This window comes from Corynebacterium sp. 401_CJEI (assembly GCF_001076435.1).
In the GTDB taxonomy this organism is placed as follows: domain Bacteria; phylum Actinomycetota; class Actinomycetes; order Mycobacteriales; family Mycobacteriaceae; genus Corynebacterium; species Corynebacterium jeikeium_D.
The window spans coordinates 1-19,939 of sequence record NZ_JVIP01000039.1 but is presented as its reverse complement, the minus strand read 5'-3'; the positions used below and the strand labels follow the sequence as shown (position 1 = coordinate 19,939).

At 60.2% G+C, this 19,939-nt stretch carries 15 protein-coding genes, 1 tRNA gene, 1 pseudogene and 1 riboswitch; of the genes and pseudogenes, 15 read left to right on the top strand and 2 right to left on the bottom strand.

Going from position 1 to position 19,939, the window contains the following annotated elements; all coding sequences use genetic code 11:
• The first annotated feature begins 49 nt into the window (after nt 1-49).
• The 4 genes from ADM64_RS08445 (at nt 50) to ADM64_RS08430 (ending at nt 6,435) form a co-directional block, all read left to right on the top strand.
• The gene (locus ADM64_RS08445) at nt 50-3,061 is read left to right on the top strand and encodes an MMPL family transporter (RefSeq protein WP_049193860.1); all 3,012 of its coding nucleotides are present in this window, start codon (nt 50-52) and stop codon (nt 3,059-3,061) included.
• A 61-nt stretch (nt 3,062-3,122) separates the two neighbouring features.
• Nucleotides 3,123-4,424: a tRNA guanosine(34) transglycosylase Tgt gene (tgt, locus tag ADM64_RS08440; protein WP_049193859.1), complete on the top strand. Its 1,302-nt coding sequence runs from the start codon at nt 3,123-3,125 to the stop codon at nt 4,422-4,424.
• A 264-nt stretch (nt 4,425-4,688) separates the two neighbouring features.
• Entirely contained in the window at nt 4,689-5,642 is a 954-nt protein-coding gene (locus ADM64_RS08435; RefSeq protein WP_049193911.1) for an ABC transporter ATP-binding protein, read from the top strand.
• 13 nt (nt 5,643-5,655) lie between these two features.
• A complete protein-coding gene (locus ADM64_RS08430; protein ID WP_049190211.1) occupies nt 5,656-6,435 on the top strand; it encodes an ABc transport system integral membrane protein in 780 nt (259 codons plus the stop codon).
• Nucleotides 6,436-6,494: 59 nt separating this feature from the next.
• On the opposite strand, the gene ADM64_RS08425 is transcribed toward ADM64_RS08430, so the two are convergent.
• A complete protein-coding gene (locus ADM64_RS08425; protein WP_016421852.1) occupies nt 6,495-7,271 on the bottom strand; it encodes a queuosine precursor transporter in 777 nt (258 codons plus the stop codon).
• Nucleotides 7,272-8,453: 1,182 nt separating this feature from the next.
• Between ADM64_RS08425 and gluQRS the strand changes: the two genes are divergently transcribed.
• The gene (gluQRS, locus tag ADM64_RS08420; RefSeq protein WP_241486352.1) at nt 8,454-9,392 is read left to right on the top strand and encodes a tRNA glutamyl-Q(34) synthetase GluQRS; all 939 of its coding nucleotides are present in this window, start codon (nt 8,454-8,456) and stop codon (nt 9,390-9,392) included.
• 264 nt (nt 9,393-9,656) lie between these two features.
• On the opposite strand, the pseudogene ADM64_RS08410 reads toward gluQRS, so the two are convergent.
• A pseudogene (locus tag ADM64_RS08410) lies at nt 9,657-10,005 on the bottom strand (DUF4288 domain-containing protein).
• Nucleotides 10,006-10,146: 141 nt separating this feature from the next.
• Here ADM64_RS08410 and ADM64_RS08405 point away from each other — a divergent pair.
• The 10 genes from ADM64_RS08405 (at nt 10,147) to ADM64_RS08360 (ending at nt 19,896) form a co-directional block, all read left to right on the top strand.
• The gene (locus ADM64_RS08405; protein WP_049193847.1) at nt 10,147-10,599 is read left to right on the top strand and encodes a flavodoxin family protein; all 453 of its coding nucleotides are present in this window, start codon (nt 10,147-10,149) and stop codon (nt 10,597-10,599) included.
• Between the two features lie 68 nt (nt 10,600-10,667).
• Entirely contained in the window at nt 10,668-11,906 is a 1,239-nt protein-coding gene (locus ADM64_RS08400) for an Nramp family divalent metal transporter (RefSeq protein WP_049193845.1), read from the top strand.
• A gap of 116 nt (nt 11,907-12,022) precedes the next feature.
• A riboswitch (SAM riboswitch) is annotated at nt 12,023-12,143 on the top strand.
• 10 nt (nt 12,144-12,153) lie between these two features.
• Complete coding sequence (locus tag ADM64_RS10695; RefSeq protein ID WP_065428898.1) at nt 12,154-12,507, top strand: hypothetical protein; 354 nt, start codon at nt 12,154-12,156, stop codon at nt 12,505-12,507.
• 77 nt (nt 12,508-12,584) lie between these two features.
• Complete coding sequence (locus ADM64_RS08390) at nt 12,585-14,105, top strand: AMP nucleosidase (protein WP_049193843.1); 1,521 nt, start codon at nt 12,585-12,587, stop codon at nt 14,103-14,105.
• Nucleotides 14,106-14,225: 120 nt separating this feature from the next.
• A complete protein-coding gene (locus ADM64_RS08385; protein WP_049193842.1) occupies nt 14,226-15,404 on the top strand; it encodes an HNH endonuclease signature motif containing protein in 1,179 nt (392 codons plus the stop codon).
• A gap of 37 nt (nt 15,405-15,441) precedes the next feature.
• Nucleotides 15,442-15,651 carry a heavy-metal-associated domain-containing protein gene (locus ADM64_RS08380; protein WP_049172422.1) on the top strand — a complete coding sequence of 70 codons (210 nt, stop codon included), beginning with the start codon at nt 15,442-15,444 and terminating at the stop codon, nt 15,649-15,651.
• A 20-nt stretch (nt 15,652-15,671) separates the two neighbouring features.
• Entirely contained in the window at nt 15,672-17,882 is a 2,211-nt protein-coding gene (locus ADM64_RS08375) for a heavy metal translocating P-type ATPase (RefSeq protein ID WP_049193841.1), read from the top strand.
• Nucleotides 17,875-18,222, top strand: coding sequence for a metal-sensitive transcriptional regulator (locus tag ADM64_RS08370; protein WP_065421667.1), 348 nt, complete (start codon nt 17,875-17,877; stop codon nt 18,220-18,222). Before ADM64_RS08375 ends, ADM64_RS08370 begins: the two co-directional genes overlap by 8 nt.
• Before the next feature lie 187 nt (nt 18,223-18,409).
• Nucleotides 18,410-18,495: transfer RNA gene (locus ADM64_RS08365), tRNA-Ser, on the top strand.
• Between the two features lie 216 nt (nt 18,496-18,711).
• On the top strand, nt 18,712-19,896 hold the full coding sequence (locus ADM64_RS08360) for an IS256-like element IS3503 family transposase (RefSeq protein ID WP_049193114.1): 1,185 nt from the start codon (nt 18,712-18,714) through the stop codon (nt 19,894-19,896).
• Nucleotides 19,897-19,939: the final 43 nt, after the last annotated feature.

The following is a 19,939-nucleotide window of genomic DNA, read 5'->3' as shown; positions in this document are numbered from 1 at the left end:
TGCAGTTGGGGGCGGTCCAGGCGAATATTAGACGTAAGGGAAACTTGACATGGCAAAGGCCTTGTTCAAACTCGGCAGGTTCTCCTACCTGCATAAATGGACTGTGATCATCGCGTGGTTCCTGATTTTGGCGGGGCTGGGCGGTGCAGTTGCCGCATTCCAGAAGGGGTTCATCGACCAGTTCTCGATCCCCGGCATGCCGTCGGCAACGGCTTCACACGTGATTGAGGAAAAGTTCCCCGATGTTCCGAACCCAATTCGCGAGCAGCGTATTTATGTTGCCTTCGAGGCCCCCGAGGGGCAGAGGCTCGATGACCCACAGAATAAAGAAGCTGTTGACCAGGTCATTAACGGCATCCGCGACAATGTCGGCCAAATCGCCGACGATTTGCAACTTCACAACCCGGTAGACCTCAATCCGAAGATGCAGGCGATGGTCAAGGAACAGGGCATGGCCGCCGGCCTGCCCAAGGATGTTGCCGAGGCCGATGCCAATGCCATGCGTACCGTGTCCGATGACGGTCGCTACGGTATTTCCACCTTCGTTTTCGATGCCAAGATGCCGCAGGACATCGAGCCGGAGAATATGCAGGCGCTTCTCGACGCGATGCAGGCCGGTCGTGACGCAGGTATCAAGGTCGAGGCCTCTGGCCCCGGCATGCAGCCCGCGATTGAGGTAGCTCCGACCTCGGAGATTATCGGTGTGACCGTGGCGTTTATCGTGCTGGTTGTCACCTTCGGCTCTCTGGTGGCTTCGTTCTTGCCTATTGTGACGGCGGTAGTGGGCATCATCATCGGTGTCTTTGGTGTGACATTGATGACCGCATTCACTGACGTCAACTCGATTACCCCGGTGCTTGCCGTCATGTTCGGCCTGGCTGTCGGTATTGACTACGCACTGTTCATCCTCTCTCGCTACAGGGCAGAAAGAGCCCGAGGGATGACCAACGAAGACGCCATCGGCATGGCTACCGGTACGGCGGGCTCCGCTGTGGTTTTCGCTGGCCTCACTGTGATCGTTGCGTTGGCAGCGCTGACGGTTGCCAAGGTGCCGTTCATGTCCCTGATGGGTATTTCGGCGGCAATCACGGTGGCCTTCACAGTGCTGGTCTCTCTGACCCTGCTGCCGGCAGTTATGTCTCTGCTGGGCGACAAGGTCTTCGCTGGTCGCGTGTCCGGTGTTGCCGGCAACCCCTCGCGTAATGCGCGCAAGGGACGCCGCTCTTCCTTCTTCGGCGAGATGACGATGGGGCGCCGTTGGGTCACCTTCGTGCACAAGGCCCCAGGGTTGTTCCTGGTCGGCTGTATCGTCTTGCTGTTGGCGTTGGCCTACCCGGCCATGCACTTGAAGCTGGCGCTGCCGTCGGACTCTACTGCGGCGAAGGACAGCACGAACCGCAAGGCCATCACCATGATTGAAGAGGGCTTCGGCGCGGGACGTAATTCACAGCTCATCATTATTGCCAAGTCGGATGATGTGAAGCCCGACGCACCGGTGCTCAAACCACTTATCGAGTCCCTGAAACAGACCAACCCGGAACTCTCTGACATCGAGGCCGCCCGTAAGGCTTCCTATAGCTACGCTGTCGACCAGTTCAAATCCAATGTCGGTGTCGAGCACATCCAGATGATTGGCATGAATCATGACGGCACTGCGGTCAAGATGATTATGACCCCGAAGTCGGGTCCGCTCGATCCTGCGACCAAGCAGCTGATGAACGCGGTGCGCGATCAGCAGAAGCAGATTGAGCAAACCACCGGCCTATTCACCGGTGTCACTGGCCTGGTTCCTATCGAAATTGACATCACCGACCGTCTCCAGGGCGCAATGCCGCTCTACTTGGGCGTTGTCGTGGGGCTGGCAGTGATTCTGCTACTGATGATTTTCCGCTCCCTGATGGTGCCGGTGACTGCCGGTGTGGGCTTCTTGCTCTCTGTCGCAGCCGCATTCGGTGTCACGGTGGCATTTTTCCAGGATGGCCTCTGGGGTGTGATTAGCACTCCGGGTCCGCTGGTCAGCTTTGTGCCAATCTTCCTCATTGGTGTGACGTTCGGTTTGGCCATGGACTATCAGGTCTTCCTGGTTTCCCGCATGCGCGAGCATTACACCCACAACAAGGGTGAATCCTCGCCAGAATCGAAGTACAACGCGGTCGAAGAATCGGTCGTTGAAGGCTTTACTCTTGGCGCTCGTGTGGTCACGGCCGCTGCGATTATTATGATCTCCGTCTTCGCGGCGTTCGCCGGGCAACCCCTGGCGATCATCAAGGTATTCGGTTTCGCGCTGGGTGCCGCAGTGCTTTTCGACGCCTTCGTTATCCGCATGACCTTCATCCCGGCAGCCATGTTCCTGCTTGGCCGCGCTACTTGGTACATGCCGAAGTGGCTGGACAAGGTGTTGCCTTCTGTGGATGTCGAAGGCTCTGCCCTGGAAGAGGTTTCCGAGGAACTGGTGGAGAAGGGCCGCCGCGAGCGTATGGCTCGCGGTGAGTCCCTGTTGCCCGAAAGCGAAGGCGCTGGGCGTGGCTTTGGCGGGGCTGACGCTGACGAGGACGAAGCAGACAGTGCCGATGGTGAAGTCGGTGCTGGTGCAGAGGGCGCGGCCGCTGCAACGGGCGCAGCTGGTGGTACTGCTGTGGCTGTCGCGACCAAGAAGCGTAACCGCTGGATTCCGAAGCGGAAGAAGGCAAAGCTGAAGGAGCTCGAACCCGCTGACCAGGCTGAGCAGGCCGAACGCTCTGAGCAGGCCGAACTGTCCGCCCCTACGGCGCCTTTTGATCCGGAGCAGCCGGCACAGCCAGAGCAGCCGGAGCAGCCGGAGCCGACCGAACAGCTCATGCAGCCCGAACCAGCTGAACCAACCGACGCCCAGCCGAACCCGGAAAATGCCAAGGACGTCGAGGTCCGCCCGTACTACAGCCCGGCTCGTAAGCGGAAGAAGATTACGGTTGCGGAACTGATGAAGCGCGAAGGACTCGAAGAGGAAGCGCCACGTCGTAGCCGCGCCGTGTGGGACCCGGAAAACGCTGCCCAACCCGAGGAAAACGACAGCGCTGAGTAACTCGCGAATAGCACCCAGGTAACCTCAAGGCATTAGCACTGGACCACAACCAAGGAGCTTCATGTCGCAGTCGAGGACGACGGGCTTTGACGTCGTAAAGCAAATCGAAGGCGCGCGCGGACGTGCTGGCACCATCCACACCCCGCATGGCGATATTGCTACGCCGGCGTTCATTCCGGTCGGCACGAAGGCGACCGTGAAGACGCTCACGCCCGAGCAGGTGCGATCCACCGGCGCGCAGGCCATGCTGTCGAACGCGTACCACCTGTACCTGCAGCCCGGCGAGGAAATCGTCGACCAGGCCGGCGGGTTGGCAAAGTTCTCCAACTGGAACGGCCCGACATTCACCGACTCCGGCGGATTCCAGGTGCTCAGCCTCGGCGCGGGCTTTAAAAAGACCCTCGCGATGGACGTCACCGGCATGCAGAAAGACGACATCGTCGCCGAGGGCAAAGAGCGCAACGCGTTCGTCGATGAGGACGGCGTGACTTTCCGCTCGCACATCGATGGCTCCGAGCATCGCTTCACGCCGGAAGTTTCCATGCGTATTCAGCACGCGCTGGGCGCAGACATCATGATGGCATTTGACGAGCTCACCACGCTCATGAACACCCGCGGCTACCAGGAGGCATCCGTCGAGCGCACGCACCGCTGGGCGCGCCGTTGCCTGGAGGCTCACAACGAGCTGACAGTTTCGCGCGGTCAGGTTGACGCGCACGTCCATTCGCTTGACGACGGCCAGTTGCCCATCCAGCAGTTATTCGGTGTCGTGCAGGGTGCGCAGTACGAAGACCTGCGCCGCAAGGCCGCGCGCGGGCTGGTGGAGCTCTCCCGCGAGTTCGAGGACGCCGGCCAGCTCGGCTTCCACGGCTATGGCATTGGTGGGGCGATTGAGAAGCAGAATCTGGGCCTGATCTGCGGTTGGGTCAACGACGAGCTTCCCGACGACCGCGCCCGCCACCTGCTGGGGATTTCCGAGCCGGACGATATTTTCGCCGCTGTCGAGGCCGGTGCCGACACCTTTGACTGCGTGGCTCCGACCAGGCTTGCCCGCCGTGGTGGTGTGTACACGCTCGATGGCCGGATGACCTTGACGAATGCCCGCTTCAAGAACGACTTCCGCCCCGTGGATGCGGAGGTGCCCTCCTACACTTCGCTGAATTATTCCCGGGCCTACCTGCATCATCTGTTGAAGGCCAAGGAGTACCTGGCTGGCACGCTGTGCACGATTCACAACCTGTTTTTCATGGTGCAGCTGGTGGAGAACATTCGGGCTGCGATCCTGGAGGACCGGTTCTTCGAGTATCGCGATGAGTTCATGGGCCGCTACTACGCCAACGGTGGTCGTGCGGTGGGGAATTAGGGGCCGGCTGGGCTGGGGAGTGCTTGGGTCGGTTGGGCTGTGGCTGGGCTGGGGCTAGGCTTCTGCCTTTTCGCACTTCACGACAGCCATGTCACCTCGTGCCATCTGTGGAGGTGGCATGAGGTGACACCAGTGGCGTGAAGTGGCAGGGAACACCCGAATCAGTCCAGTGGCGTGAAGTGGCGGCTGGGCGGGCCCGGGGGAAGCCCAAAACTAGACCTAGCTCTACTGCGCGAGGCAGTCTCAACCGGCATCATGGAGGACATGATCACGGTTGAACGACTCAGCAAGAAGTACGGTTCGAAATTAGCCGTCGATGACCTGTCCTTCACCGTTCCCGACGGTGTAGTGACAGGTTTTCTCGGCCCAAATGGCTCCGGCAAGTCCACCACCATGCGCTGCATGCTGGGCCTCGATACCCCGACCACGGGCCAGGCCTTGTTCACCGGGACGGATTCCCAGGGCAACGCCTACAGCAACCAGCCCTTTTCCACGCTGAAGAATAAGCCCAGCATCGCCGGTGCAATTCTGGATGCCGGTTGGCACAACAAGGCTCGTTCGGGCCGCGCTCATCTGCGGGCCCTCGCCCGCGGCGCCGGCATCCCCGACACCCGCGTGGAAGAGTGCCTTGAGCAGGTCGGCATGACCGAGGCGGCGAAGGACAAGGTCGGCGGCTACTCGCTGGGCATGAAGCAGCGTCTGGGAGTGGCAGCGGCTCTGCTCGGCAAGCCGCAGCATCTGATTTTGGATGAGCCGGTCAACGGCCTGGACCCCGAAGGCGTCTCGTGGATGCGCCACACCATCAAGGCGCTGGCCGCACAGGGCTGCGCTGTCCTCGTGTCGTCGCACCTCCTTTCCGAGATGCAGCTCACCGCCGACCGCATCGTCGTCATCGGCCGCGGTCGCATGATCGGCGAGTACAGCATGGATGAATTCCTTTCCGACGGCACGGTCATCGAAGTTGAAGTCGATGACCCCGCTCGGCTGCTGCAGGCGTTAGGGCCGGTCGCGCGTGGGGTTGACGTCGATAAGCAATTGCGCATTCCGCTTTACGACGGCATCAGCGAGCAGCAACTCCGCCGCGACATTGCGGCCGCTGCTCTGCGTGAGGGGCTGTTGGTGACGCGGTTGCACACGAAGCGCGACAACCTGGAGGAAAAGTTCCTGGCTGCGACCCAGGAATCGCAGGAATACCGCGCGCAGGCGATTGGGCAGTAGGGGAGTGACTGAGATGAGTTTTGGAAACGCTTTGCGGTCGGAGTGGACGAAGCTAGCCAGCCTGCGTGGCACGTGGGTGTATGTGGTGTTGTTGGTGGGCTCGATAGCTGGGCCGATGGCGGCTTTCAGCATGGCGGCGGACGCTGGTGCAACCGCTGATTGGGAATTGCTGCTGTTGGGGACCGTGATCTTCAACATGATCGTGATTGCCTTTGGTGGCTCCACCCTGGCGGGTGAGTACAACGATCAGATGAATGCGCATGCGTTCTTGACGCAGGACCGAAGGAGCCTGTGGCTTTCGGCACGGATGACGCTGACCCTTGTGCTGATTGCTGTCTGTTGGGTCATTGGTGTGGCGCTTGCTTGGCTATCGGTGACGGTTTCCCCGCGCGTGGAGTTCAAGGGCGGCGACGCTGCCACGGACATGCTCGCCGGAGTGCTTGGCTTTGTAGTGTTTGGACTAATCGCGATGTCGCTGGGAGTGCTGACGCGCTCGCGCGTGGCCGCTGTCGCTATTCCGCTGGTGTGGATTCTGGTGGTGGAAAGCATGCTGGAGTTCGCGGCGCTGGCGTATGCGATTTTCCGGCCACTGTGGCTGGTCACGCCGGGTGCACGCATTCAGCAGTTGTCGACGCAATTGGGCGGTCTGATGGCAAATCCGGAGAATCCACGCATCGGGTTTGAGGCCGGCATGACGCAGCCGATGTGGTTCAACATCGTGGTGCTGGTGGCCTGGATTGTTGTGGCTGTTGGCGTTGCTCATTGGGTCAATGCCAAACGGGATGTGAAGTAAAAGCAAAAAGTGCCGCGACTACTCGCTTCTCAGGCGAGGTCGCGGCACTTTTTTCGTCGTTAAGCGGGAACGCGCGTGTCGTAGTAGCCTTCGCGGCGCTTGACCCACGCGATGACGGCGTAGGTGACTGGCATGACTACAATCTCGACGGCGGTCTTCCAGATGAAGCCGACGATGACGTAGTTGACGAAGGTACCCCAGGTATCGATGCCGATAGCGGTGGCGGCGATGGAGCAGAAGATGAGCGTATCGACGAACTCGCCAACCACAGTCGAGCCCATCAGTCGCGCCCAGAGAGCCTTTTCACCAGTGCGCTTCTTAATGGCGTTGAGCGACCAGGCGTTGAGCAGCTGACCGACGACATAACCGGCCAGACCTGCGAGAACAAGCTGCGGGACGGTGCCCAGCACAGTGGCGAAGGCTTCCTGATTCTCGTACCACGGTGCCGCCGGGAGCTTGATGGCGGCAAAGAAGCAGAGCATTGCGCCGGCGAGGATGGCGAAACCGGTCCACACGGTGCGGCGGGTGGCTTTGTAGCCATAGCACTCGGAAAGCACGTCGCCGATGACGTAGCTCAAGGGGAAGAGGAAGAAGGCACCGTCGGTGGCCAGGCCGAAGATTTCCACGCCCTTGGTGGCGGTGATGTTGGAGACAATCAGCACGCCAATGAAAATGGCCGTGAACATCGGGTACAGCGATTTCGGTACCGGGATGTGGCGTGGCGTGGTTGCTGTGGAGTCGGACTTAGTTGCGTTCTCGGGCGCGTGCGAGGTGCTCACAGCGGCAGCCTCGGCGTTGCCCGGCCCAGACTTGGGCAGGTTTTCGTTATTTGTCACGGGAGGGAATGTTACCTGCCGCTTAGGGCTCCAAGCGAGCGCCGATGAAGTCTTCGAGGTTGAATTTTTCTAGCGAGAGCCGAAATCTCCGGGGGCCAGTCTCTCTGTGAGCCGCTAGGATTTCTTCTCGTAACTAATATTTTTCATACGAATGCTGCAAATAAATAGTGCAATGCAGCTAACGATGAGAGACACTAGAGAAATTTCAGAATAGAGCAATGCCCTGTCGGCCTTTGCAGTGACAGCGGTTGTGCTCATGTGAGTAGTTTGCTGAGCAAGCTGTCCCAGCGTATACATGCCATTTGCGATACCTAGTATGCAAAGAATGCTTACCGCTATTCCTGCAGCGGAAATGAACTGTAGTGATTTTATCTGTAGATGTGGTGACATTGCTCACCTCGGAAAGATCCACTTACGAAAAGGCGGGCGCACATCATTCCAGGTTGGATATCAAAGTTTTTGAGTGGCGCATGCCCCACCATTCCGAATTGACAACCGTTATGTATGCCAGTCGATCTAGTAGATACAATTCGGCCGAAATTATCGCGATTTTGGAAGTCGAAACGATAATTGCAAATATTCGCAGGTGCGCTGTATGTGGCAGTTTCTTCGTTAATGTGAGTGCGCTGGCCATCAATGCGGTGGAAGATTTGTCCGCCGGGAACTGGGATGTTTACCCCTCCAAATTGGTAGTGGAATGCTGGAATCCATGCATATCCTGAAGCACTTCTCACGGCGGAAGTAGCTGTCGATGTTTTGGGAACATAATCATATGATGCAGGGTTGTTGCTCTGTGCGCTGCCTCCAAAGACGGTTGTTCCCTGGTCGAGTAATGTGTCAGCGCTATGTGGGCTTGCGGAGGCTGTTCCTGGATGCATTGCGCAAAGAGATGTGACGGTAGCGCTTACAGCTAGGATTAATGATGTGAATTTACGACGGGTTATGTGTCCCTTTTTAGTCATTATTGAGTGTCCTCAAATATGTTTGATAGGCCGACATGGGAAAACTATAACAAAATAATTAATGTCCTATGGGGATTAATGACGTTATTTTGGTAACCGTCTAATCTGGGGGTAGCCGATAGTCAATATGTAAGATTGTATGAACTTTAATTGGATGAAGGGATTGTCGCATTTCTTCTAGTCGGCTCGCTAATCTGTAATGGTGGCCAATTTAAAGCAAGTGATAACCATCAACTGTTCAACGCTCCTACCTCCCACCGGCCGCTACGCCCCTTCGCCGACCGGTCGGCTGCACCTGGGAAACCTGCGCACCGCAGTTCTCGCCTGGGCGCACGCCCGCGCGCAGGGTGGCCGCTTCATCGTGCGTATCGAAGATATCGACCGCCAGCGCTCCCGCCCCGAGTATGAGGTGCAGCAGCTCGCCGATCTCGAGGCCATCGGCATCGACTGGGATGGCGCCCCGGTCCGCCAGTCAGAACGCTCTGACCTGTATGAATCCGCGCTCGCCGACCTCACGCAACGCGGCCTGACCTATCCCTGCTTCTGCACGCGCCGCGAAATCCTCGCCGCCTCCTCCGCGCCGCATGGCGTGCCAGGTCAGTATCCCGGCACGTGCCGTTCGCTTGACGACGAGCACCTCGCCGCGAAGAAAGCCGAATTTGCGGCGGCGGGGAGAAGACCGTCGATACGCCTGAAATCGCAGGTGACTGAGGGGACCGCGACCGATGAACTGTATGGCGAGATTACCGCCCCGATCGATGACTTTGTCCTCCAGCGTGCCGATGGCATGTGGGCCTACAACCTCGCAGTCGTCGTCGACGATGCCGAGCAGGGGGTGACCGAGGTCGTGCGTGGCGATGACCTGATGTCCTCCGCCCCGCGTCAGGCGTACTTGGCTGGTCTTTTGAGGTACGCGACGCCTTCGTTCGTGCACGTACCACTGGTGGTGAACTCGGAGGGGCGCCGGTTGTCCAAGCGTGATGGCGACGTGACTCTCGGCGAGGTGCCCGTGGATGCAGCGCAGCGGTGGATTCTGGATTCGCTCGGTGGCGGTGTTGGTAGCGATGGTGGCGGTAATACAGAGATCGACTCCATCGCTGACCTCCCGGAAGCCCTACGCGCGGGCATGAAAATTCCTCGCGAACAGGTGATTTTCTAGGGGCCGCCGAGAACTACCGCTAGCGCATACGTTATCGGCAAGAGTGCGAAAGCAACTAGTGCCGCCACGATTGTCAAACCGTTTGATCGGGCCTTCAGTGCTGCAAGAAAGCTAACCAGACCGAATCCGAAGACTCCGGCAGCGAGGGGTATTGTCCAGAAATTGGAGAGTGCAGTGCTGACGAAAAACAGTCCAATGTAGCAAGCCAAGGCTAGGAAGAGTGCGGCAGCGGCGAAGTTTCGGTAGCGATTCATGATGCGGGGCCTAGGGCTCTGCTAGAGGATCTTTGCCACCTAATTTCATTTCGAAGCGCTTGTAATCCTCGAGGGAAGCGAAGTGGCGAGAATAGATGTCGATGTCTGTATCGACGCGACCGTAAAGAGCGGGGGCGACATCTACGATGTGGCGCAACGTGACAGATCCTCCCGAGTGGGAAGGCTCTTCTGGGACTAATTCATTTTCGTGGGCTAATGCTTCGACCTGCGCGTATGCGGCACTATCAGAATCGGCATAGACAATGTATAAGTCTCTCACGGAAGAAGCTCCCATTCACTGAGGTTGAATCTCTTTGCTTTATTAACTCAAAAACTGCAATTCCGATGTATGGTTCCATCTAATTTTCCGTTCTTCGAATTCCGCCTAGTTCAGTACGAATTTGAGGCTTTCTTGTTGGATGCCACGACTACTCGAATTGATACACATTGGATTGTTGCTGAAACCTATGCTTACCCTACTACTTCGTTACCCTCGGGGCATGCCTACTCTTCTTGTCGTCCACCATTCCCCGACCCCGCTTCTGCAGGAAGTCCTAAGCCACGCGCTCGAGGGTGCCAACGATCCCGCGCTAGAGGGCGTGAATGTCAAGGTCGTCGAGGCTCTCGATGCCACCATCGATGACCTGACCAGCGCCGACGCCATCCTGCTCGGCACCTCCGCCAACTTCGGCTACATCTCCGGCGCGCTCAAGCACTTCTTCGACACCACCTTCCGGGAGGCGCAGGAAGTCACTAAGGGGCTGCCATTTTCATACTGGATCCGCGGCGGTTTCGACACCACCGGCGCGGAAAACGCCATGAAAACCATCACGACCGGCTACAAGTGGGAGCTTGCGGCCGAACCCGTCGTGTTTGTCGGTTCGCTTGACGACGACATCTCCGACCGCCTGGTAAATCTCGGTGGCACCATGGCTGCCCAAATTTTGGGCTGATTGAAGATTTAGTGTCGAAGCCGTGAAATAATGGCCTGGTGAAAGATTCAGGGGCACAGGGGTCGCAGGTGACGTCGTCAAGCGAGAAAAACCGCAAGCCCATGATGAGTCTGCTGGGGCCTGCGTTTGTGGCGGCGATTGCCTACGTGGACCCCGGAAATGTGGCTGCGAACCTGTCTGCGGGCGCGAGCTATGGGTATCTGCTGCTGTGGGTGCTGGTGGTGTCCAACCTCATGGCGATGGTTGTGCAGTACCTGTCGGCGAAGTACGGCCTGGTGACGGGGCGGTCGCTGACCGCAGGTGTTGCCGACCGCTTTGGTTCGAACCGGCCGGGGCGACTGGCGTACTGGGTGCAGGCCGAGATTGTGGCAGCAGCGACGGATGTGGCGGAAATTATTGGTGGTGCCACCGCGCTGTACCTGCTCTTCGGGACGCCGATGCTGCTCGGCGGCGTCATTGTCGGTGTGGTCTCGCTGGGGCTGTTGCTGCTGCAAGGCGGGCGTTCGCAGCGCACTTTTGAAGGCGTGATTGTGGCGTTCCTGCTGGTCATTACGGTGGGGTTCCTGGCCGGGCTGTTTGTCACGGGCTTGAGTCTCGGGGAGATGGCCAGCGGAATTCTGCCGCGCTTCCAAGGCGCGCACACCGTGGTGCTGGCGGCGTCCATGCTGGGCGCGACCGTGATGCCGCATGCGGTCTACCTGCACTCCGGGCTGGTGCGCGACCGCGAGTACAAGGTGGAAGATGACGCCTCGCTGCGCCAACACCTGCGTGCCACGCGTATCGATGTCTTCGGTGCGCTCGTGCTGGCCGGGTCGGTGAATATCGGCATGCTGTGTCTTGCGGCCGAAGCGCTCCCGGGGGTGGAGGGGACTGACTCTATCGAAGGCGCCCACGCCGCTGTGACCAGCGCACTTGGTCCCGTGGTGGGCATACTTTTCGGCGTTGGGCTGTTGGCCTCCGGGCTGGCGTCGTCCTCTGTCGGCTGCTACGCCGGCGACCTGATTATGCGTGACCTGTTGAAAGTGCACGTGCCGATGCTGGTGCGCCGCATAGTCACCATCATTCCGGCGCTGCTCATTATCGCCAGCGGCGTGGAGCCGACCTGGGCGCTGGTGCTCAGCCAGGTGGTGCTGTCGATTGGTATCCCGTTTGCGCTGGTCCCGCTGGTGCGCATGACCTCCTCGCGTGCCGAGATGGGCATCTGGGCCAACACCCCACTACTGCGCCGGGTCGCGTGGATTATCTGTGGGCTCATTATCGCGCTCAACGTGGCGCTGGTGGTTCTGGTGCTGATGGGGAAGGGGTAGTCAGCGGGCGCGGTGGAAGGCGGTAGCTTCCGGGAGTGGAAGGTGGGGGGCTTCGTCGTAAAGTGTGCGGGAGATGGTAGACAAAGCTGTCTAGTTGGTGTTAGGGTGGGCGACACGATCACAAGATATCGACGAGAAATGGCCTTTGACAGCGTCGATAGGCAACCGCCCGATTCGCGGACCCGGTGCCCCAAAGGAAGATCAGCCCCACAGACCGCCTGCGGGGAAGAGCGAATAGGAGCGCAAAATGCACACCACAATAAGCGACGTCCACATCATCCGCCTCAGCCGTCACACCGCTGACCTCCTCGTCGACGGCCGACCCGTCGCCATCCGGCTGCAAGAAGCCGACATCGACCCCCACTCCCGGAATCTCGTTCAACTCCCCGTCGACCCCGCCTTCTACGCCACCCTCCGCGGCCAGCAACGCGCCGACTACCTCAGCGCCCACGTCCGCGACGGCGTACGCTACGGCCGCATACTCTGGCACGAGCTTGACGACGGTCGTCACTTCCTCACCATCCCCACCATCGGCGGCTACCATGTGCACCAGGTCTTTGAGGTCCGCCGCAGCCGCGAGGGAGTGTGGAGCCGGCACTGAGCTGGTTGCGTGAGCGTGCCTGGCGTGATGAGCGCGGCGCGGATGCGAGCGGGAACCTCTCCGCCTAGCCTTGGGCTATGCAGGTACGAGACTCCGCAACACCCCCGTTCTGGCCCACCGAAGGCGAAGGCGACTTCTACACCGACGCCGCCGCAGCCGTCGACCGGCTCACCGAAATCCACCGGGCAGGGATGGCCTACCTAGTCGAGCAGTACACCGCCGCCACCGAAGGAAATTCCGGGAGTGGGCCGGTGCGCGCCTACTACCCCGAACTACGCTTCACCGTCCCGGCCGGCAGCGCCGTCGAGGATGTCGACCCCTCCCTGTCACACGGCTTCGTCGACCGTCCGGGAGTGTATGCCACCACCATCACCCGCCCGGTGATGTTCCGCACCTACCTCATCGAGCAAATCAACGACCTGCTCGCCAACCACGGCGGCGAAGTCGAGGTGCGCGTCTCCGACCAGCCCATCCCACTCCGGATGTGCCGCGGATTCGACGCGGCCGCCGAGGAAGCGGCGGGGAGGGAAGGGGCGTCGGCAAGCATGCTGGCGGCAGTGGAGAAGACGTTTACCCCCATCGACTCCGCCAGCATCGACGACACCATCGCCGACGGTGAAGCCGACTACCTGGGCCTGCTCATCAAACCTTTGAGCCTCTTTACCGCCCAGCGCATCGACCTCGCCCTCCAGCGCCTCGAACACTACACCGGGTCGCACGCCGCAAACATCCAGCGCTTCGTGCTATTTACCAACTACCAGCTGCACACGGACGTGTTCCTCGAATACGCCGCCACCCTCACTCCCGGAAATCCGCACGGGTACACGGCGCTGGCGTGCCCGGGTGGGCAGCGCTACGACATCGGCGCCATCCCCACTCCCGGAGTTTGCCGTCAGCACGCGCACGCCTCGCAGATGCCGGCGTACCACCTGCTTCGCGACGACCAATGCGGCATCACCATCATCGACATCGGCGTCGGCCCCTCCAATGCCAAAACCATCACCGACTGCCTCGCCGTCACGCGACCGCACTGCTGGATGATGGTCGGACACTGCGCTGGCCTCGACGGTCGCATGCGCATCGGCGACATGATTCTCGCCAACGGCTACGACCGCGCCGACGGAGTCCTCGACAACTACGTGCCCCTGGAAAAGCCCATCCCACCGATTGCGGAAATTCAGCTCGCTGTCACTAACGCGCTCGCCCGCGTCTCCGGACTCACCGGCGACGAACTGAAAAAGCGCCTGCGCACCGGCACCGTGCTGTCGACCTCCGACCGCAACTGGGAGTGGCGCTCCCAGGCCGACCTCTACCGAGAGCTGCAGAAATCCACCGCCATCGGCGTCGAAATGGAATCCGCCACCATCGCCGCCAACGGCTACCGCTTCCGCGTGCCCTACGGCGCGCTACTCAGCGTCTCCGACATGCCGCTGCACGACAAACCCAAACTCCCGAAATCCGCCCGCGAGTTCTACCAGTCCTCCAAGGAAGAGCACCTCATGGCCGCCGTGCGCGCGTGCGAGGACATGGCCGCGGCTCCCGACACCCTCCACTCCCGGAAGTTGCGACGGCCGGTGGGAGAGGTCGCGTTCCGGTAGGGCACTTTCGGGAGTGCGTCGTCAAGCCCGTTTGTGCAGATTGTGCATGCTTTACGACGGCTGTGGACAACGCCAAAAAGCGATTGAAGCCGCCCACTCCCGGAAACTAGCCTTAGCCCCATGACGACATTGGGACTGCTCAGCGCGCTGGCGACACGGGGTATTGACGTGCTCGCCGACCTGCGCGCCGCACTCCCGGAAAAATCCACCGGGCACCGGGAGTTGGCAGCCAGCATCGGCTTCGACCCCTTCCGCCTCAAGCGCCTGCTGCGCTGTGCCGAGCGGCTGTTCGGCACGGTCGAGGGCGATATGGATGTCGAATCCCGCGACAAAGCCGTCGCGATCGCCCGGGAGCTGAAGCTGTCGCTGGACACGGTCATGCAGATCGACAAGCGCTCCGGGCAACTCAACAACGTCGAAATCCGGGAGTACTACCGCCTGGACTTCACCCGCGCCGCCGCAGCATACGACTTCGAGGGCCTCGACACCTACATGCGCACCAAGGTCAAGGAGCTCAACCGCACCGACGAGCCGCCGCAGCACCTGCGCGCCCACGTCTCCCGGAATCCGGACATCCGCGGGATGAAGCATCTGCAGGTCACCGGTCCGGCGAACATGATTGACGACCTGGTCGCGCCGCTGACCGTGCGCGCAGCTGAAATCGCCAAAGCGCACGAGGATTACACCCGGGATCGGTGTGTCGGTCAGGCGCTGGCAGAACGCTTGGCACACGGGTCGGAGGGGCCGCTTGACGACGTCGACAAGCTCCGTTACCAGCCCGCGCTCATCGTAACCGCGCAAGACATCGTGGAGTACAGCCCGCGGTTTGCGGCGACCTCCAACGGCTCCGTCCTCACTCCCGGACAATTCGTCGAGGCATTGCTCGCGGACACCGGCTGGGTGCTGGTCTACGACGAGCACAACACGCCGACCGACCTACTCCCGATACACAACCCGCGCCTGGCGACGGAGGAACAGCGCATCGCGATGATCCTCGACAACCCCATCTGCGCGTGGCCCGGGTGCCCGCGCCCCGCCCACGCTGGGCAGGCCCATCACCTGGTCGCCAGGAAAAACGGCGGCGCCACGACTATGGAAAACATGGTCATGACCTGCAAAGAACACAACGCCGCCAACGATGACGACAGGCAAGGCCTCAACGGGCACCTCGAGCGTGACGACGGCTCCGGCGCGGTCTACCGCCACCCGCCGTCTCCGCACGCGCCGCCCGAATTCAACCTTGCCTTCCCGACAGCTCTCGCGGGGCGGGCCTACTCGGGCTACCGTCAGCGCGAATAGCTTTACAGATATACCCATAGGGGGTATATATTGGGGTATGGCTAATCAAACTTTTACTGTTACTGGCATGACATGCGGACACTGCGAGGCATCGGTGCGGGAGGAAGTCTCTGAACTCCCGGGAATCACTGATGTCCAGGTTGACCGCTCCCGGAATTTCCTTTCCGTGACCTCGGATGCAGACATTGACACCGCTGCCGTAATCGCAGCAGTGGATGAAGCTGGCTACAAGGCGGTCGCAAACTAAACCCCCAAGGAGGAAAGCGGATGTCTGAGCAGCAACTTCTCACCCTTGATATCCCCGTCGGCGGGATGACGTGTGCGTCGTGCGCAAACCGTATCCAACGCAAGCTGAACAAACTTGATGGCGTTAACGCGAGCGTGAACTATGCGACCGAGAAGGCGCATGTGGAGGCGCCGGCGGACATCAACCCGCAGCAACTGATCGACACAATCGTGGCAGCGGGGTACACCGCTGAGCTTCCGCAGGAGGAGCCCGAACAGGAACCGGGTGCTGCTCCCGAAGGGAAAGACCGGGAGCTGGAAGACCTGCGCAACCGAGTCATCGGCGCTGTCATCCTCACTGCTCCCGTCATCGCAATGTCGATGATTCCTGCCCTCCAGTTCACTAATTGGCAGTGGCTGTGTCTCACGCTCTCGGCGCCGGTCTTTGTGTGGGCCGGCTGGCCGTTCCACCGCGCGACACTGAAGAATCTGCGTCATGGCGAGGTCACCATGGACACGCTGATCACTATGGGGACGACCGCTTCGTTCCTCTGGAGTGTGTGGGCGTTGTTCTTCGGGCGTGCCGGGCTGCCGGGGCTCAAGCACGAGTTCCACTTCACGGTCACTCCTGGTGATGCCGATATGAACATCTACCTCGAGGCGATGGCCGGCATCATCATGTTTGTGCTGATTGGTCGTTACTTCGAGAAGCGCTCCAAGCGCAACGCCGGTCAGGCACTCCGGGAGTTGATGAAGCTTGGCGCCAAGGATGTCTCCGTTCTCGAAAGTTCGGGAGTGGAGAAGCGGCTGCCCGTGGAACAGCTCCGTCCGGGAGTGGTGTTCGTCGTTAGGCCTGGTGAGAAGATCGCGACGGACGGCGTTGTCGTGGAGGGCGCGTCGGCGGTGGATGCGTCGATGCTGACCGGCGAACCGATGCCTGTCGAGGTCGGCCCTGGCGATGAGGTGACGGGAGCGACAATCAATACGTCAGGGCGGCTGCTCGTGCGGGCGACGCGCGTGGGCTCGGAGACGCAGTTGGCGCAGATGGCGGCGATGGTCGAGGCGGCGCAGACGGGTAAGGCGCCGGTGCAGCGGCTGGCGGATCGGGTTTCGGGAGTGTTCGTGCCCGCCGTCATCGCGATCGCCGCGGTCACGCTGGGCGCGTGGTTGCTTACGGGGCACGGCGCGAGTGAGGCGGTCACGGCTGCGGTCGCCGTGCTCATCATCGCGTGCCCGTGTGCGCTTGGCTTAGCGACGCCCACAGCGCTCCTGGTCGGCACGAGTGAAGGTGCCAAGGCTGGTGTGCTGCTGCGTGGCCCGGAGGTGCTGGAGTCGGCGCGGAAGGTCGACACGGTTGTGCTGGATAAGACCGGCACGGTGACTACGGGTGTGATGGAGTTGACGGAGGTCCCTCCCACTCCCGAAAATCTGCTGCCGCTTGCCGCTTCGGTGGAGGCGGCGTCGCATCACCCGATTGCGCAGGCTATTGTGCGTGCGGCGGATCCGGATTCTCTACTCCCGGTTTCGGATTTCCGGGATATTCCGGGAGTGGGGGTTGAAGGCACCGTGGATGGCCACCGCATCGAGGTCGGCCGCTCCGGGGAAAATTCCGGGAGTGGGGGGACGGTGGTTGCGGTGCGCCGCGACGGCGAGCTCCTGGGCACGTTGGAGGTGTCGGATTCGGTGAAGCCGACGTCGGCGGCTGCGGTCGCGAAATTCCGGGAGTGGGGGGTGCGGCCGATTCTGCTGACCGGCGACGCCGCCGGCCCGGCGTTTCGGGTCGCAGATGAGGTCGGTATTGCTCGCGAGGATGTGATTTCGGGAGTGATGCCGGAGGATAAGGTCGCGACGATTGAGAAGTTGCAGGCTGGCGGCGCGTGTGTGGCGATGGTCGGCGATGGCATCAATGATGCTGCGGCTCTTGCGCAGGCGGATTTGGGCATGGCGATGGGCACGGGCACCGATGTGGCGATGGAGGCTGCGGATATCACGCTGGTGCGTGGTGATCTGTTGGCGGCTGCGGATGCGCTGCGGTTGTCACGCCGGACGCTCCGCACGATTCGTTCGAATCTTTTTTGGGCGTTTTTCTACAACGTTTTGGCAATTCCTGTCGCCGCGCTGGGGTTGTTGAATCCGATGTTGGCTGGCGCTGCGATGGCGTTTTCGTCGGTTTTTGTGGTCGGCAACAGTCTGCGTCTGCGCGGTTTTTCTCCGAGTCAACCAGCTATTCAAAAAGGAGTAACTCATGAGTGAGTCTTGTTGTTCGTCGCAATCGCATTCGCTTGACGACGATTCTTGCTGCCATGACACCACTGATCCCGGTTATCTCGTGGAGAAGCGGCGTTATGAATCCCGTATCCGTCGCATTGAGGGGCAGGTTCGTGGCATTGGTCGGATGATTGAGAACGAAGAGTACTGTATCGATGTTTTGACCCAGATTTCGGCGGTGAATTCGGCGTTGAAGTCGTTGGCGTTAACTCTTCTGGATGCTCACCTCCATCACTGTGTGGTGCATGCGGCTGAGGGCGGCCCGGAGGAGTTGGACGCCAAGCTGGAGGAGGCCTCGGCGGCGATTGCTCGGCTGGCTAAGTAACTCCCGGAAAAATTCCGGGAGTGGGGGCGAAACAGCAGTCGGCAGCCGGCAGCCGGCAACCGGCAACCGGAGTTGGTTGCTGTTGGTGGCACCGGTTGCGCGGAAGTGTCGCTTAAATGCCTCGTTTTCCCAGGTAGGGGGCGCGTTTTGGGAAAATGAGGTTTGTTGGGTAGTCTTTAACGACGTTGGAGGATTCGACTAGCGGCCTATGTCACACGCCTGGAACGCGTGCGGGAGTCACATCCCTCGTGGGTTCAAATCCCACATCCTCCGCAGAGTGAAAACCCCCGGTTTACGCCGGGGGTTTTCTTGTATTTATGCAGGTGAGTGGATTTGCGGGTTAAGTAAAGAAAAGTGTGTCCGCATGCCACCATAACCCCAGACCACACACCACAAATCACCAAAGAATAGCTCCCCGAAAGCTATTACCCACACCATCCCGCACCTCCGGCCACATTTGTGCTAACCGCACACCGGTTGGATTAAAGGATGACCACCAACCGCCCCAGCTGCCCACTATGCGGCAACAACACAAAGAAAAACGGCACCACCAGCAAATCAACCACCCGTTGGCGCTGCACCCACTGCGGACACTCCTTTACCCGCAACACCCAAACCCACAACAAAAACACCGCCACCATGGCTTTGTTCATCCAATGGGCCACCGGCACCCAATCTCTAACCACCTTCGCCGCACACCATGGCGTAACCAGGCAAACCATGCACCACCGATTCCGATGGTGCTGGTGGATCATCCCCACACCCACCATCGACTCATTCCGCATCCATGACCAAATCTTCCTCGACGCGACCTATCTAAAGTCCGGATGCCTCCTGATCGCAGCCAGTAAAACCCACGTCATCAACTGGACCTGGGCCAGACACGAAACCACCGCCGCCTACACCGAACTCCTACGCCCCATTGCCGCACCACTAATCGCAGTCACAGACGGCGGACAAGGTGCCCAATCAGCCATCCACCACTGCTGGCCAACAACACGCATCCAACGCTGCCTCGTCCACGCCCAACGAACAGTCTGCCGCCACACCACCAGCAACCCCCGCACCGATGCCGGCAAAACCCTCTACCGCCTAGCCCTGAAACTCACTCGCATCACCGACCTTGACCAAGCATCCACATGGGTCGCCCACCTGCACGAATTCGACCACACCTACCGGGAATGGATGAACGAGAAAACCACCATCAAAGACCCCGTTACCGGCGCCTACACCAAGGTCTACACCCACCAACGCGTCCGAGCGGCCTATCAATCATTGCTATCTCTGCACCGCAGAGACCTGCTGTTTACCTACCTGCAACCCCCACCAACAACCATCGACCCCGACAACCTTGCAGCAACAACAAACAGCCTCGAAGGTGGCATCAACGCCCCCATAAAAGAACTAGCCCGCAGACACCGCGGACTATCACTACCGCATCAACGCACAGTGATGGATTGGTGGCTGTATCTACATACAGAAGTCCCTGACGATCCGGTCAAGATCGCCAGGGACCAACGATGGGGTCAAGACGCACTTTCCACAGCAACAGACCTGATCACCCACAACACCACAGCCACTACCAATGACATCGGTGCACCAGCAGAATACGACACCGCCATCGACACCAGCTACCAACACAACCTCGGCATCCAAAAAGGCTGGATCAAATAACCGCAACACGCCCGGAAAAGACACACTTTTCTTTACTTAACCC

Bases quoted from the DNA above. Each gene is read 5' to 3' on its own strand.
- ADM64_RS08445 (WP_049193860.1), top strand. From the start codon at position 50: ATGGCAAAGGCCTTGTTCAAACTCGGCAGGTTCTCCTACCTGCATAAA.
- tgt (WP_049193859.1), top strand. From the start codon at position 3,123: ATGTCGCAGTCGAGGACGACGGGCTTTGACGTCGTAAAGCAAATCGAA.
- ADM64_RS08435 (WP_049193911.1), top strand. From the start codon at position 4,689: ATGATCACGGTTGAACGACTCAGCAAGAAGTACGGTTCGAAATTAGCC.
- ADM64_RS08430 (WP_049190211.1), top strand. From the start codon at position 5,656: ATGAGTTTTGGAAACGCTTTGCGGTCGGAGTGGACGAAGCTAGCCAGC.
- ADM64_RS08405 (WP_049193847.1), top strand. From the start codon at position 10,147: ATGCCTACTCTTCTTGTCGTCCACCATTCCCCGACCCCGCTTCTGCAG.
- ADM64_RS10695 (WP_065428898.1), top strand. From the start codon at position 12,154: ATGCACACCACAATAAGCGACGTCCACATCATCCGCCTCAGCCGTCAC.
- ADM64_RS08390 (WP_049193843.1), top strand. From the start codon at position 12,585: ATGCAGGTACGAGACTCCGCAACACCCCCGTTCTGGCCCACCGAAGGC.
- ADM64_RS08385 (WP_049193842.1), top strand. From the start codon at position 14,226: ATGACGACATTGGGACTGCTCAGCGCGCTGGCGACACGGGGTATTGAC.
- ADM64_RS08380 (WP_049172422.1), top strand. From the start codon at position 15,442: ATGGCTAATCAAACTTTTACTGTTACTGGCATGACATGCGGACACTGC.
- ADM64_RS08375 (WP_049193841.1), top strand. From the start codon at position 15,672: ATGTCTGAGCAGCAACTTCTCACCCTTGATATCCCCGTCGGCGGGATG.
- ADM64_RS08370 (WP_065421667.1), top strand. From the start codon at position 17,875: ATGAGTGAGTCTTGTTGTTCGTCGCAATCGCATTCGCTTGACGACGAT.
- ADM64_RS08360 (WP_049193114.1), top strand. From the start codon at position 18,712: ATGACCACCAACCGCCCCAGCTGCCCACTATGCGGCAACAACACAAAG.